Source organism: Mycobacterium sp. 852002-51961_SCH5331710 (genome assembly GCF_001665535.1).
Classification (GTDB): Bacteria; Actinomycetota; Actinomycetes; order Mycobacteriales; family Mycobacteriaceae; genus Mycobacterium.
In genome coordinates this window covers 1-12,167 of sequence record NZ_LZSQ01000122.1, presented here as the reverse complement: position 1 = coordinate 12,167, position 12,167 = coordinate 1, and the positions used below count along the sequence as shown (strand labels likewise).

18 protein-coding genes are annotated in these 12,167 nt (G+C 68.2%); 7 read left to right on the top strand and 11 right to left on the bottom strand.

Features of this window, described 5'->3' with window-relative positions; genetic code table 11:
• Positions 1-2: 2 nt before the first annotated feature.
• The 4 genes from A5752_RS22950 to A5752_RS22935 form a co-directional block, all read right to left on the bottom strand.
• The gene (locus A5752_RS22950) at positions 3-401 is read right to left on the bottom strand and encodes a helix-turn-helix domain-containing protein (protein ID WP_064348517.1); all 399 of its coding nucleotides are present in this window, start codon (positions 399-401) and stop codon (positions 3-5) included.
• Positions 402-779: 378 nt separating this feature from the next.
• Positions 780-1,466: a TMEM165/GDT1 family protein gene (locus A5752_RS22945; RefSeq protein ID WP_067090678.1), complete on the bottom strand. Its 687-nt coding sequence runs from the start codon at positions 1,464-1,466 to the stop codon at positions 780-782.
• A gap of 257 nt (positions 1,467-1,723) precedes the next feature.
• Entirely contained in the window at positions 1,724-2,257 is a 534-nt protein-coding gene (locus A5752_RS22940; protein WP_067090675.1) for a peptidase, read from the bottom strand.
• Positions 2,258-2,378: 121 nt separating this feature from the next.
• On the bottom strand, positions 2,379-2,657 hold the full coding sequence (locus A5752_RS22935; RefSeq protein WP_231983489.1) for a S24/S26 family peptidase: 279 nt from the start codon (positions 2,655-2,657) through the stop codon (positions 2,379-2,381).
• A gap of 86 nt (positions 2,658-2,743) precedes the next feature.
• On the opposite strand from A5752_RS22935, the gene sodN reads away from it, so the two are divergent.
• The gene (sodN, locus tag A5752_RS22930; RefSeq protein WP_064401171.1) at positions 2,744-3,166 is read left to right on the top strand and encodes a superoxide dismutase, Ni; all 423 of its coding nucleotides are present in this window, start codon (positions 2,744-2,746) and stop codon (positions 3,164-3,166) included.
• Between the two features lie 78 nt (positions 3,167-3,244).
• Here sodN and A5752_RS27600 read toward each other — a convergent pair whose 3' ends face one another.
• Positions 3,245-3,403 carry a hypothetical protein gene (locus tag A5752_RS27600; protein WP_156614124.1) on the bottom strand — a complete coding sequence of 53 codons (159 nt, stop codon included), beginning with the start codon at positions 3,401-3,403 and terminating at the stop codon, positions 3,245-3,247.
• A gap of 369 nt (positions 3,404-3,772) precedes the next feature.
• Here A5752_RS27600 and A5752_RS22925 point away from each other — a divergent pair, with 369 nt between their 5' ends.
• From A5752_RS22925 to A5752_RS22915, 3 genes are all read left to right on the top strand, one after another.
• Entirely contained in the window at positions 3,773-4,114 is a 342-nt protein-coding gene (locus A5752_RS22925) for a rhodanese-like domain-containing protein (RefSeq protein ID WP_067090672.1), read from the top strand.
• A gap of 119 nt (positions 4,115-4,233) precedes the next feature.
• Positions 4,234-5,274: a DUF4328 domain-containing protein gene (locus A5752_RS22920; RefSeq protein ID WP_067090669.1), complete on the top strand. Its 1,041-nt coding sequence runs from the start codon at positions 4,234-4,236 to the stop codon at positions 5,272-5,274.
• 5 nt (positions 5,275-5,279) lie between these two features.
• The gene (locus A5752_RS22915; protein WP_067090666.1) at positions 5,280-6,131 is read left to right on the top strand and encodes a glycerophosphodiester phosphodiesterase; all 852 of its coding nucleotides are present in this window, start codon (positions 5,280-5,282) and stop codon (positions 6,129-6,131) included.
• On the opposite strand, the gene A5752_RS22910 is transcribed toward A5752_RS22915, so the two are convergent.
• Positions 6,132-6,677 (bottom strand): ferritin, encoded by a 546-nt coding sequence (locus A5752_RS22910; RefSeq protein ID WP_067090663.1) that lies wholly within the window; start codon positions 6,675-6,677, stop codon positions 6,132-6,134.
• Positions 6,678-6,809: 132 nt separating this feature from the next.
• On the bottom strand, positions 6,810-7,895 hold the full coding sequence (locus A5752_RS22905) for an LCP family protein (protein WP_502686780.1): 1,086 nt from the start codon (positions 7,893-7,895) through the stop codon (positions 6,810-6,812).
• Between A5752_RS22905 and A5752_RS28185 the strand changes: the two genes are divergently transcribed.
• Positions 7,819-8,013: a hypothetical protein gene (locus A5752_RS28185; RefSeq protein WP_156614121.1), complete on the top strand. Its 195-nt coding sequence runs from the start codon at positions 7,819-7,821 to the stop codon at positions 8,011-8,013. The genes A5752_RS22905 and A5752_RS28185 overlap by 77 nt on opposite strands.
• Positions 8,014-8,133: 120 nt before the next feature.
• Here the strand turns inward: A5752_RS28185 and A5752_RS22900 are convergent, their stop codons facing one another.
• Together A5752_RS22900 and A5752_RS22895 are read right to left on the bottom strand one after the other, a co-directional pair.
• Positions 8,134-8,901, bottom strand: coding sequence for a CPBP family intramembrane glutamic endopeptidase (locus A5752_RS22900; RefSeq protein ID WP_067090658.1), 768 nt, complete (start codon positions 8,899-8,901; stop codon positions 8,134-8,136).
• A gap of 19 nt (positions 8,902-8,920) precedes the next feature.
• On the bottom strand, positions 8,921-9,718 hold the full coding sequence (locus A5752_RS22895) for a DUF2470 domain-containing protein (protein ID WP_067090655.1): 798 nt from the start codon (positions 9,716-9,718) through the stop codon (positions 8,921-8,923).
• 110 nt (positions 9,719-9,828) lie between these two features.
• Between A5752_RS22895 and pheA the strand changes: the two genes are divergently transcribed.
• Positions 9,829-10,755, top strand: a complete 927-nt coding sequence (gene pheA / locus A5752_RS22890) for a prephenate dehydratase (RefSeq protein WP_067090653.1) — start codon at positions 9,829-9,831, stop codon at positions 10,753-10,755.
• Positions 10,752-11,447, top strand: coding sequence for a histidine phosphatase family protein (locus A5752_RS22885; RefSeq protein ID WP_067090650.1), 696 nt, complete (start codon positions 10,752-10,754; stop codon positions 11,445-11,447). Before pheA ends, A5752_RS22885 begins: the two co-directional genes overlap by 4 nt.
• Here A5752_RS22885 and A5752_RS28105 read toward each other — a convergent pair.
• Positions 11,427-11,618 (bottom strand): hypothetical protein, encoded by a 192-nt coding sequence (locus A5752_RS28105; protein ID WP_067090647.1) that lies wholly within the window; start codon positions 11,616-11,618, stop codon positions 11,427-11,429. The two genes, A5752_RS22885 and A5752_RS28105, sit on opposite strands and share 21 nt — an antisense overlap.
• A 48-nt stretch (positions 11,619-11,666) precedes the next feature.
• Positions 11,667-12,017: a metallopeptidase family protein gene (locus A5752_RS22875; RefSeq protein WP_067090645.1), complete on the bottom strand. Its 351-nt coding sequence runs from the start codon at positions 12,015-12,017 to the stop codon at positions 11,667-11,669.
• Positions 12,018-12,167 lie beyond the last annotated feature (150 nt).

The following is a 12,167-nucleotide window of genomic DNA, read 5'->3' as shown; positions in this document are numbered from 1 at the left end:
GGCTAATCGTCGAGATGCTCGCGGCGACGCAGCTCATCGACCTTCTGGACGATGTCCTGCTGGGCCTCCGGCGACAGGCCGACGGTACGCGCGGCAATACGCCGGACACCCTCGTCGCGCATGCTGGCGAGCCAGGTCAGCTCCTTGTCGAGCTTCTCGTAGTACTCGTCGTCGGTGAAGTAGGCCGGCTTGATCCGGAAGAAGTTGGCAAGAGCCGCCATGGTCGTTGCCGACGGGTTTGTGCGGTTGCCGGAGCGCAGCTGCGAGAGGTACGGAGCGGACATGGTGACGCCCTCGGCCTTCAGTGCCGCGATCACCTCGGCGGAGGTGTGCGGGCCGCGTCCCGGCGGGTAGACCGTGTCAAACAGCCGGTTCAAGCGAGCGGCGAACGTCGTGCTCATCGATAGGACCTCCACATGCATTGGACGAGCGGTGTACAAGCGGCGTATTTGCTGATCATCGTAGCGAGTGTTGTGGCCACAACCAAGTGCAAACCCGGGAAAAGTTGTTCAGCTCCCTCGTCAGCGCTCGCTACGTTGCCGGCTTGGACATTCGAGGACGCTCGGAACGTGTGCCGACGGCTCTACCATACGGTGCGACGAAGCAAACTACTGCGACTCTGCCAAACTAATTTTGCCGGGCTGCCAGGTAGGGCGGCCGGTGTCAACCCCCTGAGCGCCGCCGGCAACATCGTTTGCATACATTCGGGCGGTTCACGGCGTTTGCCAAATAATTTACGCGTGATCGCGGGACGCCCGGGGCCGGATACGCAGGTGGTGTCAGGTCGGCCGGGTCGACGGCTCTTGTGCGGCGGCCTCCGCGGGCACCCTGCGCCGCCGGACGAGCCAGGTCACCAGCACGGCGACCGTTACGGAGGCGGTAACGCCGACGGCGACCCAACGCAGTCCTAACGCACCGTCGAGCAGCATCCACAGTCCGAACAGCAGGAACAGGACGCTGGCCAGACCGTGCAGGAACGCCTCGGGCAGTCGCTTGTGCATCAACCTGCCGGCCGCGATGGCGGCGCCGTCGGCCAGCACCATGCCCGCCGTAGCGCCGATCCACACACCGGCCCAGTTCCGGTCGCTGGCCAGCGCCACGGTGGCCAGCATCGTCTTGTCCCCGAGTTCGGCGAGGACGAACGACGAGACGATCGCGGGCACCACGTAGCGGGGCTCGGCGATGCGAATCTCTTCGTCATCTCCCTTCTCGCGCCACGTCCACACCGCGAACAACAGGAACGCGATGGCGGCGACGAACGCGATGGGGCGTTCGGGCAGCGTCATGCCGAGGAAGTGCCCGATGGCCACCGACAGGCCGTGCACGAGCATTGCGGCGATGGCTACACCCGAGAGCACCACCCACCATCGGTGCCGCAGCGAGTAGGTCATGGTGATCAGCTGCGATTTGTCGCCGAGTTCGGCGACGAACACGACGGCGAGACTGACCAGGATGGCGGCGAGCATTCGGACGACCCTTTCGACGCGTCGCCGACGATGCGGGAGTCCCCGCCCGCCGGCTTCGGTCGAAGGTCTCGCCCACCACACGCGGTGTGGTTCGTCGGCCGGGCTTGCGCCAGTATGTCGACACGACGATTGGGGGCTACTCCCCTTCGCTTACTGAACCGACCTTAGCCGCGGTCATGCGGATGCGCCAGCGCCACAGTGTTTTCGGGCAGCCGAATTCGCCGTTCAGGGATCCGAATCGAATGCTTCGAAAGCCCTTATGCCGCAAGCAGCATCGCGAGGATCGCGGTGTCCGGATGGCTGATCGGGTCGACACCGACGCGGCTCACCATCGAGGTCACCGTTCCGTCCGCTTCGGCTTCCACCCACGCGGCGCGGTGCTCGAGGCCGAGGTGTGGGAGCCCGGGCAGCAGTACGCAGCCGGACGCCGCGCCGTTGCACTCGGGCAGCGACGGCGTGGTTTCCGAAGGGGGATGCAGCATCAGCAGGGCCGGCGGCTGGTGCTCGGCGAAATAACCTGGCGGCACTGCTGATTCGCCCACCACGGTGCCCTCGGCGACGACCAGGCCGACGGTGTTCGGTTCGGGCTCGTCGGGCAGCTCTTCGCGGGCGCCGAATATCGTTGTCGTGGACAGCAATCCGGGGAGCGACGCGACGCGGACGGCGACCATGAGCAGCTGCGCCCATTCCTTGGTCGAGTCCGGCCATCGGCCCGAGATCACGAAACCCTTGAGTGAACCGCGTGAATGAAAGGGGGCGACTTCGATCGCCTTACCCGACTCCCTCTCCATATCGCCTCCGCGCCATCGGTGTTCGGACGCCGGCCCCAGCCGACTGATGGCCCGACACGTCAGTGGGTCGATTTGCTCAGCATGCGGCAGAACTCGGCTGGCACGCAAGAGGACACGACTGCTAACGGCCGGAATCGTTTCGGGCAGTCCACAGCACGCGATACGACCCGGCGGCCGAGATCCAGCCGAAATCATGCGAGTCGGCGGCGCCGGGCGCGCCCGGATTGTCCGAGCGGGCTTCAAAGATCACGTCGCGGCCCGCGCCGTACACATCACCGACCCGCTTGACGAGCCACCGCCTCGATTGACGCGGATCCCGGAACACCCTTAGCTGGCCCCGCCGAATGCGGCCGCCCCGCATGGCCAAAAGCCCGTCGCCGGGTGCAACCGTCGGACGCATCGAGTCGTCCACCACTCGGAACAGCCGCAGCGGCCAGCGTCGCGGTGTCTGGTTGCGGCGCACACTCAAAGGGTAAGTTAGGACTCATGCTGCATCGATTGTTCAACAACGCAACCCCCGCCCATGCCCATTGCGATCTGTACTGCGGCGTCTATGACCCCGCGCAGGCCAAAATCGAGGCGCTCTCGTGCTTGAAGACGATCCAGAAGTATCACGACTCAGACGATGAGCACTTCCGCGCGCGCGCCATCATCATCAAGGAGCGCCAGGCCGAAGAGGTCAAGCATCACCTGATGGTGTTGTGGGCCGACTTCTTCACCAAGGATCACTTCGAGCAGTTCCCCAACCTGCACCAGCTGTTCTGGGACGGCGTGCACGGCGCGGGCGACGTCAAGAAGTCGCTCGACGTCGCCGTCGCCGAGAAGCTGCTCAAGACGATCGACGAGATCGCCGACATCTTCTGGCAGACCGACAAGGGCAAGCAGATGGGTGTCTATCCGCCCGCCTGACACACCTGCCGACACCGAAGAGCCGCCGAGTCACTGACCGGCGGCTCTTTCGTATCCGAGATTCGAGGCGGGCTTTCGTCAGTACAGGACGATGAGCGCGAGCACGACCAGGAGCACCAGCGCGATCACGCCGGCGCGCAGGAACGCCATCAATTGGGTGCGGGTGTAGGCGGTCGACGTCGACGACTGCCATTCCGTGGGTGGCATGGCCGAACCCGGACCCATCGAAGACGTCATGAACCCCTCCTGACCTGCATTTTTGAAGTCTTCCCCCGGTGAGATCGATCACAGCTTGCCAGCTGTGACGCCGATCATAACCCCTGATGTGTCGCCGGGAAAATCGGCTCACACGTGTCGCCGTCGGCGCCGCGCGGCCCCGCTTTGCGGTTAGTTCGGCTAGGGATTTCGCTCGTCAGTCGAGAATCTGTTGATGGGACCGTCGGATAACCGACGGCTTATCCACAGTTTTCCTCAGGGAAAACACAGATTCAGCGGCTCACGGCGGGTTCTTCGACGTGACGGGCCTGTGGATGAACCTGTGGAAATTGTGGATAGGTCGGCATTGCTGTCGGCGCGCGACGCCCGAGGGCATGTCAGCATTGAGGCATGGACGAGGCTGAGTTCGCGCAGGCCGACATCGCCGAGGTGCCGACGACGTTCGGACCAGAAGCGGTCCTTCTCGATGTCCGGGAGGACGACGAGTGGGCCCGCGGTCACGCACCGGACGCGCGGCACATCCCCATGGGCCAGGTCCCCGCACGCCTCGCGGAGATCGACACCGAGGCCCAGGTGTACGTGATCTGCGCCGCCGGAGGGCGCTCGCAGCGGGTGGTGCAGTACCTGGCCAGGAACGGCTACTCGCCGATCAACGTCAACGGTGGCATGTTCGCCTGGGCCGGAGCGGGCCGTCCGGTGGTCACCGACGACGGTGGCCCGGGCGTGGTCTGACGGATCGTCGCTACCCTGGTCGAATGGTCGGGCGAGGAATGCCGATCCTGCGCAGGCGAGGAGCGAAATGATCCCGCGCACGCAAGGAGCGAAATGATCCCGCGCACGCGAGGAGCGAAATGATCCAGGTGTGTTCCCAGTGTGGAACCCGGTGGAACGTGCGCGACCGCCGCCGGACGTGGTGTCCGCGCTGCAACGGTTCGTTGATGGCGCCGTCGGCGCCCGCACCGGCCGCGGACACCCAGTGGAGTGCCCGTCCGCCCGGTCCGGCCGGAGCCGGTCCGGCCACCGGGCCGCGGCCGCAGCTGCCGCCCGGCTATCGCTGGGTCGCCGTGCGGCCCGGCGCACCGCCGCATCCGCGGCGTCCCCGGCGGGTCCTCGGGCCGACACCGCGCTACGCGACCATCCCGCGGTGGGGCCTCGTCGACCAGATCGCACCGGTCGATCAACAGCAGGAGGTGGCGCGCGGCGGGCCGTCGTCGGGCATGCTGCGCGGCGCCCTATGGCTGACGATGGCGGTCCTGGGCGCTGCGGCCCTGATCCACCTGGCGCGCTACGCGCTGCTGATCATCAACCGCACGGTGTTGCTGCCTCCGTGGATCGCCGCGATCGCGACGTGGTTCGGCGTCGTGCTCAGCGTCGTCGCCGCGTTCATGGTGGTGGCGAGCCTGATCATGCTGACCAACTGGCTGATCGCGCGACGCGCCGCCGCGTACGCGTTTCGGGGGGCCACCGATCCTCGACCGTCCTGGCGGCTGCAGGCCGGCTGTCTGCTGCCGTTCGTCAACCTCTTCTGGGCGCCGGTGTTCGTCATCGAGCTGGCGGGCGTCGAGCAACGGCTCGGTCACCTGCGCCGGCCGATCGTGGTGTGGTGGCTGGCGTGGATCGCCAGCTACGCGGTGTCGATCTGGTCGATCGCGACCAGCTTCACGCGCGATGCGCAGGGCATCGCCGACAACACCATGACCACGATGATCGCGTACCTGCTCGCGCTGGCGAGCCTCCTGCTGGCCGAGAAGGTCGTTGCGGGCTTCGAGCGCCGCCCGGTCGAGCGGCCGAGCAGGCGCTGGGTGATCGTCCCCGACGACGGCTCGCGTGCCGAGGATCAGCCCGAGCCCGAGGTTCCGGTTGAGTCCCGAGGGCAGGACCCGGCAGCATAGGTCGTATGACTGGCGACTCCGAAGCCGCTGACACGGCGGCTTCCGGACCGACGCTCGGGGGCCATCCATTCGTCGTGGCGCACCGTGGCGCATCGGCCGACCGTCCCGAGCACACGCTCGCGGCGTACGAGCTTGCGCTCAAGGAGGGCGCGGACGGCGTCGAGTGCGATGTGCGGCTCACTCGCGACGGTCACCTGGTGTGCGTACACGACCGCAGGGTCGACCGGACGTCGAACGGAACCGGCCTCGTCAGTGACATGACACTCGCCCAGCTGCGCGAGCTGGACTTCGGCGGCTGGCATCCCAGTCGGAATGCTGTTGAGGCGCAAGGCGATACCGGATTGCTCACGCTCGAGGACCTGATCTCCTTAGTGCTCGACTGGAACCGGCCGGTCAAGCTGTTCATCGAGACCAAACATCCCGTCCGGTTCGGCGCTCTGGTGGAGAGCAAGGTGCTGGCGCTGCTGCACAAGTTCGGCATCGCCGCGCCGGCATCGGCCGACCTGGCGCGGGCGGTGGTGATGTCGTTCTCGGCCGCCGCGGTGTGGCGGATCCGCCGTGCGGCGCCGATGTTGCCGACGGTGTTGCTCGGCGAGACGTCGCGGTATCTCGGCGGTAGCGCGGCGACGACCGTGGGCGCCACCGCGGTGGGGCCATCGATCGCGACGCTGCGTGAGCATCCGGAACTGGTCGACCGCGCGGCCGCGCAGGGCCGGGCGATGTACTGCTGGACCGTCGACCATTTCGAGGACGTCCGTTACTGCCGCGACCTCGGGGTGGCCTGGGTCGCGACGAACCATCCCGGCCGCACCAAGGACTGGCTGCAGAACGGTCTGGCGGGCGCGGGGCGCGACTAGTTAGAGGCTGCCGCCCGCGGCCTTCGGCGCAGCGCTGTCCGCCGCCGCCGAGCCCAGTTCGCGCGCGACGAAATCCTCCAGATGGAACAGGTTGGCGCCGGCCCGGTCGGCGATGCGCACCAGCGTCGTCATCTGCGCGACTTCCTCGACCTGCTCGCCGAGGAACCACTGCATGAACTGCTCGCCGAGGTAGTCGCCCTCGTCGCGGGCCACACCGGCCAACCGGCTGATCTGCTCGGTGACCGTACGTTCCTGGTCGAGGGCCAGGGCGAGCGCGTCGCGCGGTGTGGCGAAGTTGTTGCGCACCGGATCGACCCCGGGTATCTCGACCTCGACGTCACGGTCGAGCAGGTACTGGACCAGCATCATCGCGTGATTGCGCTCTTCGACGGACTGGCGGTAGAAGTGCTTGGCCAGCTGCGGAAGGTCCGCGCCGTCGAAGTGAACGGCGATCGCAAGATATTGCTGCGCGGCCCCGAATTCGTTGCGGATCTGCTCTTGCAGAAGGGCGTGAAATTTCGTGTCGGACGCTTCGGCAGTGGTCATAGCAGCGACGATATCGCAGGTCAGACGGCATTGTCAGCGAAGGGCGACCTAACACAGGCGAGCTTAGCCTAATTGAGCACAACCTTTGTGATGGCGCTTACAGGATCGAGAATGAGTTTGCTGCCGCGGCGCTCACGGCTGCGCGTCAAGGACCTCGGCGGGGATGGCGGTGTCGGTGCGCAACGCCTCGAACAGCTCGCCCGAGAGCTCTTCGTTCCACACCACGACCGAACCCACGTCACCGCTGGTGTATTCGCCGATGGGCACGGTCGTGGTCAGCACGTCGCCGTGCATGGCCCAGGCGAGGCGGGCCAGGTTCCAGACGTGGTCGTTCTCGTTGACGGTGACGGTGCGCGTTGCCGCGCGCGCCATGGGATACCACCGCAGCGGGTTGAGCAGAACGGACGGGCTGGTGGCGCGGTGCAGCAGGGCCTGCATGAACTCCTGCTGGTGGCGCATGCGGTCCAGGTCGGCGCGCGGCGTGGCCCTGGAGCGGACGAATCCGAGCGCGCTGCGACCGTCGAGTTCCTGGCATCCGGCGGGTAGGTCGATCCCGGCGAGCGGGTCGCTGATGGGTTCGGTGGGGCACACTTGCACCCCGCCGACGGCGTCGACCATGGTGGCGAACCCGCCGAAGCCGATCTCGGCGTAATGGTCCATCCGCAGCCCGGTCGCCTCCTCGACCGTTTGGGCGAGCAGCTGGGCGCCGCCCAGGGTGAACGCGGCGTTGATCTTGTCGCTGCCGTAGCCCGGAATCGACACGTACGAGTCGCGGGGGATCGAGACCATCGTCGCCTTGGTGCTCGAGGTGATGCCCGGGATGTGCACCACCAGGATGGTGTCGGTGCGACCGTCGCCGAGGTCACCTCCGGTGGTCCACTCCGCCTGCTGCTCGGGGGTCAGATCCTGGCGGCTGTCCGAGCCGACCAGAAGCCACGTGGTTCCCGCGGCCGACGCGGGACGGTCGGGGTAGTCGACCAGCGCGCTGATGCGCTGCAGCGACGAGTCGATCCACAGCCCACCCGCCACCACACCCACGACGGCCAACAGCAGGACGACCAACAGCAGACGTCCCCAATGCCGTTTGCGCCGTGTTCGTTTCGGTTTCGGCGGGGCAGGTGCGGCCGGAGGCGGTGGCGGCATGCGCGGTGGGGCCGGTCTGCGAGCGGCGGCCGGCCTGGCGCTCATCGGCGGAGGCGGGGGAGGCGTTGGCGGCACGCGCGGCGGTGCTGGCCTGCGCGGTGGCGGTGCGGGTCGACCACCCGACGGTGGCCTCGGTGGGGGTCCCGGCGGCGGTACCGGCGGCGCGGGTTGGTTCGGTGGCGGCGGCCGGTAGTTGGGGTGTCGGCGGATCACCTGTGACGGCTCCCGGCGCGGCCGCGGCGGCGGCTCGAACCCGCGGGGCGGTTGCCGGTTGTCGGTCACCTATCAGAATCTACGTCGCAAGGGCAGTTGTTCACCGCAACCAGCCCAGATGACCTGCGGCGAGCGCATACCCGACGAACGCCACAGCGTCGATCAGCGCGTGGGCGACGATCAGCGACCACAGCCGGCCTGTGCGCAGATAGACGTAGCCGAACACCACGCCCATCGCCAGGTTGCCCAGGCCGGCGCCGAAGCCCTGATAGAGGTGGTACAGACCGCGCAGTGCGCTGGTGGCGACGACGGCGGTCACCGGGCTCACCCGCAACTGCCGGAGTCGGGTGATCAGGTAGCCGACGACGATCACCTCTTCGGCCCACCCGTTCGCGAACGCGGTCAACAGCAGGACCGGTATCCGCCACCAGGTGTCGTACAGTTCGGCCGGCTCGACGTTCGCGTTCATGCCGAGCAGCCGCGCGATCTGATACAGCGCGAGGCCGGGCACCCCGATGAGCGCCGCGAGGCCGACCCCGCCGAGCAGGTCGGGACGCCATCGGGGCCGACCCAACCCGATCGAGCGCAGCGTAATTCCGCTGCGCCACAACAGATATATCGCCAGCGCGCCCCATGCCGACAGCTGAAACACCCAGACGAGGTTGAGTCCGAGGTCGATGAGGTCGAACGGGGACCGGCGCGGATTGAGCGCGATGACCTGTCCAGACAGACCGAGCAGGACGGACTCGATCAGGTTGAGCAGCGCGCTGTAGGCCGACAGGCCGAACGTCACCGCCAGCACGACGATGATCTCGATGCGCAGGCTCCGGCGGGCGGGGTCGGTGAGCTCGTCGGGGGCGCCGGTCACCGGAGCTACGGTAGTGCGGTCAGAGTTTCCGTGCGCGCAGCCCGTTGAGGAACGGGCAGCCCATCAGGACGCGGATGGCCTGGCTCAACCCGGTGACGTCGTCGACGGGCCGGGTGAACGGCAGCCGCACGTCGTGGTCGCCGTCGTCCGTCTCCACCCGCAGCTGCACGCCGTAGCGGTCCAGCCCCAGCGGCCGAACACGGCCGCGGCGCAACGACATCGGGAGTCGGCTGGCGAGCCGCTCGACCACATCGCGGTGTGCCGACTCCATGTGCTGCAGCCAGCACGACTCCATTGCGCAGAACGGGTCCGGCCGCGCGTCCAGCAGCGTGCTCACGCCGACCGACTCAGCGCCCGTGGAATCGGCGACGACGACGGAGTCGATCTCCAGCCGCAGAAGCGTGTATCCCTGGTCGCCGTCGGCGGGCCCGGAGTTCACCTGCAGCAGGGCCGGATTGGGGTCTTGCGAGGCGATCAGGTCGAGAAGGGCCGACACCTCACCCGCGGGGATGTCGTGCAGGCGTCCCTGGATCCACACCAGCGAGCGCACCGGCTCACGCAGTGGCAGCGGCGCGTAGTCCGTCATCTCCAGCACCGCCTGCACCCCGCCGACTCCGGCCCCGGCGGCCGCGGCGGCCACCGCGCTGTCCGCGGGGACGGTGATCGCGAACGAGCCGTCGTCGAGCAGGTGGTGGACGGGTGTCTCGGTCGGGCCGCCGTTCTCGTAGCCCTCGATCGCGAGCATCGCGCCGCCCGCCTTGGCGCACGCGCTGCGGATCCGCTCGGCCGTTGTCGGTGCCGTGACCGATGTCGCCATTGCGCCTCCTTCGAGATAAGGTGAGCCTAACTTAACTACCGATCGACGGATCCCGCAAGGCTTTCGTGCAGCGGAACGGCATTACCGCGGTGACCCGATAGTGTTGACCTGTGCCGCGCATCGCTTATCTCGGACCCGAAGGGACGTTCACCGAGGCGGCGCTGCTCAAGATGGCGGCGGGCGGAATGCTGCCCGGCGGGGCAGGCGCCGACGAGGTGACCCCGGTCCCGTGCGAGAGCACCATCGGCGCGCTCGAAGCGGTGCGCGACGAGCGCGCCGACTACGCGTGCGTGCCGATCGAGAACTCGATCGAGGGCTCGGTGCTTCCGACGCTGGACGGGCTGGCGACCGGCACGCCGCTGCAGATCTTCGCCGAGCTCACGCTCGACGTGTCGTTCACGATCGCCGTCCGCGACGGGACAGCGGTCGAAGAGGTCTCGACCATCGCCGCCTTCCCCGTCGCGGTCGCACAGGTGCGCAACTGGCTTGCCGAGCATCTGCCGTCGGCGCGGGTGGTGCCCGCCAACTCGAACGCCGCGGCCGCCAACGACGTCGCCGAGGGCCGCGCCGACGCGGGGGTGAGCACGGCGCTGGCCACCAAGCGCTACGGACTCGCGACGTTGGCGTCCGACGTCGTCGACGAACCGAACGCGCGCACCAGGTTCGTGCTCGTCGGACCGCCGGCCCCGCCGCCGCAACGCACCGGCGCCGACCGCACCTCGGTGGTGCTGCGGCTCGACAACGTCCCGGGCGCGCTCGTATCGGCGCTGACGGAGCTCGCCGTGCGCGACATCGACCTGACCCGCATCGAATCACGGCCCACCCGAACGGAATTGGGCACCTACATCTTCTTCCTCGACTGCGTCGGTCACATCGACGACGATGCGGTGGCCGAGGCACTCAAGGCGCTGCACCGTCGTTGTTCGGATATGCGATTCCTCGGTTCATGGCCGACCGGAGCGGCCGCGGGCGCGGCGCCCCCCGGTCTCGACGACGCTTCCCGCTGGCTGGCGCGGCTCAGGGAGGGCAAGCGTTGAGCGGGCGCCTGGTGCTGGTGCGTCACGGACAATCGCTGGCCAACGTCGACCGTCGCCTCGACACCCGACCGCCGGGCGCGGAGCTGACGGACCTCGGCCGCGGCCAGGCGCGGACGTTCGCGCGCTCCATCGGCGGCCATCCCGCCGCTCCCGCGCTGCTGGCGCATTCGGTGGCCCACCGGGCTCGCCAGACCGCCGAGGAGATCGCCGGCGCCCTGCGGCTGCCGCCCGTCGAACTCGGCGGTGTCCACGAGGTCCAGGTGGGTGATCTGGAGGATCGCAACGACGACGAAGCGATCGCGACGTTCGAGAGCATCTACCAGAAGTGGCACGACGGCGATCTCGACGTGCCCATGCCCAACGGCGAGACCGGTAACGACGTGCTGGAGCGGTACGTGCCGACCATCACCCAACTGCGGATGCGTCACCTCGACGACGACTCCTGGCACGGCGACATCGTGGTGGTCAGCCACGGCGCAGCGATCCGGTTGGTGTCCTCGGTGCTGGCCGGGGTCGAGAGGAGCTTCGCGCTCGACCACCACCTCGGCAACACCGAGGCCGTCGTGCTCGCACCGATCACCGACGGCCGCTGGAGCTGCGTGCAGTGGGGCTCGCTGACGCCGCCGTTCTACCCCGAGCCCGATGTGCGCCCGGTCGAGGACGCGCTGCGCTCAGCCGACCCGATGGGCTGACACCGAAACGGTACAGACGCAGCCGATCGCCTCGCAGTCGATCACGAACGCGTGCGCGACTTCCGGGGTCACACAATCGGGTTCGGTGCACTCGGGCCGATACGAAACGTGGTGGATGACGGTGCCATGGCAGTGCTCGAGGCCCGCCTCGCAGTCTCGGCACTCGGTCATGGCCCCTTGATAGCACCAACGGGCGACAAAGCGTGGTTGCCGCGCGGGCTACCCCCAGCCGAGTTCGTGCAGCCGTTCGTCGTCGATGCCGAAGTGGTGGGCGACCTCGTGGATGACGGTGATGGCGACCTCGTCGACGACGTCCTGTTCGCTGTCGCAGTGCTCCAGCAGCGCCTCGCGGTAGATGGTGATGGTGTCGGGCAGCGAGCCCGCGTACCAGGAATCGCGTTCGGTGAGCGCGACACCGTGATAGAGCCCGAGAAGGTCGGGCTCCTCGTCGTTGCGGGCCTCGACCAGGACGACGACGTTGTCCAGCGCGTCGGCGAGCTTCGGCGGGATCAGATCGAGCGCCTCGGAGACGAGTTCGTCGAACCGTTGCGCGCTCATCCGAAAGGCCATGCGGTTACTGACCCGGCGGTGGCGGTGCCGCCGGCGGTGGGACCTGCTCGGGCGCGGGCGGCGGTGCAGGCGCGGGTGGCGGCGGAAGCGGCGCACCGGGCGGCGGGGGCAGCGGAGCGCCCGGTGGCGGCGGCGCACCCGGAGCGGGTG

Excerpts from the sequence above, each read along its gene's own strand:
- A5752_RS22950 (WP_064348517.1), bottom strand. The coding sequence starts at position 401 with ATGAGCACGACGTTCGCCGCTCGCTTGAACCGGCTGTTTGACACGGTC.
- A5752_RS22945 (WP_067090678.1), bottom strand. The coding sequence starts at position 1,466 with ATGCTCGCCGCCATCCTGGTCAGTCTCGCCGTCGTGTTCGTCGCCGAA.
- A5752_RS22940 (WP_067090675.1), bottom strand. The coding sequence starts at position 2,257 with ATGGAGAGGGAGTCGGGTAAGGCGATCGAAGTCGCCCCCTTTCATTCA.
- A5752_RS22935 (WP_231983489.1), bottom strand. The coding sequence starts at position 2,657 with ATGCGTCCGACGGTTGCACCCGGCGACGGGCTTTTGGCCATGCGGGGC.
- sodN (WP_064401171.1), top strand. The coding sequence starts at position 2,744 with ATGCTGCATCGATTGTTCAACAACGCAACCCCCGCCCATGCCCATTGC.
- A5752_RS27600 (WP_156614124.1), bottom strand. The coding sequence starts at position 3,403 with ATGACGTCTTCGATGGGTCCGGGTTCGGCCATGCCACCCACGGAATGG.
- A5752_RS22925 (WP_067090672.1), top strand. The coding sequence starts at position 3,773 with ATGGACGAGGCTGAGTTCGCGCAGGCCGACATCGCCGAGGTGCCGACG.
- A5752_RS22920 (WP_067090669.1), top strand. The coding sequence starts at position 4,234 with ATGATCCAGGTGTGTTCCCAGTGTGGAACCCGGTGGAACGTGCGCGAC.
- A5752_RS22915 (WP_067090666.1), top strand. The coding sequence starts at position 5,280 with ATGACTGGCGACTCCGAAGCCGCTGACACGGCGGCTTCCGGACCGACG.
- A5752_RS22910 (WP_067090663.1), bottom strand. The coding sequence starts at position 6,677 with ATGACCACTGCCGAAGCGTCCGACACGAAATTTCACGCCCTTCTGCAA.
- A5752_RS28185 (WP_156614121.1), top strand. The coding sequence starts at position 7,819 with ATGCGCGGTGGGGCCGGTCTGCGAGCGGCGGCCGGCCTGGCGCTCATC.
- A5752_RS22895 (WP_067090655.1), bottom strand. The coding sequence starts at position 9,718 with ATGGCGACATCGGTCACGGCACCGACAACGGCCGAGCGGATCCGCAGC.
- A5752_RS28105 (WP_067090647.1), bottom strand. The coding sequence starts at position 11,618 with ATGACCGAGTGCCGAGACTGCGAGGCGGGCCTCGAGCACTGCCATGGC.
- A5752_RS22875 (WP_067090645.1), bottom strand. The coding sequence starts at position 12,017 with ATGGCCTTTCGGATGAGCGCGCAACGGTTCGACGAACTCGTCTCCGAG.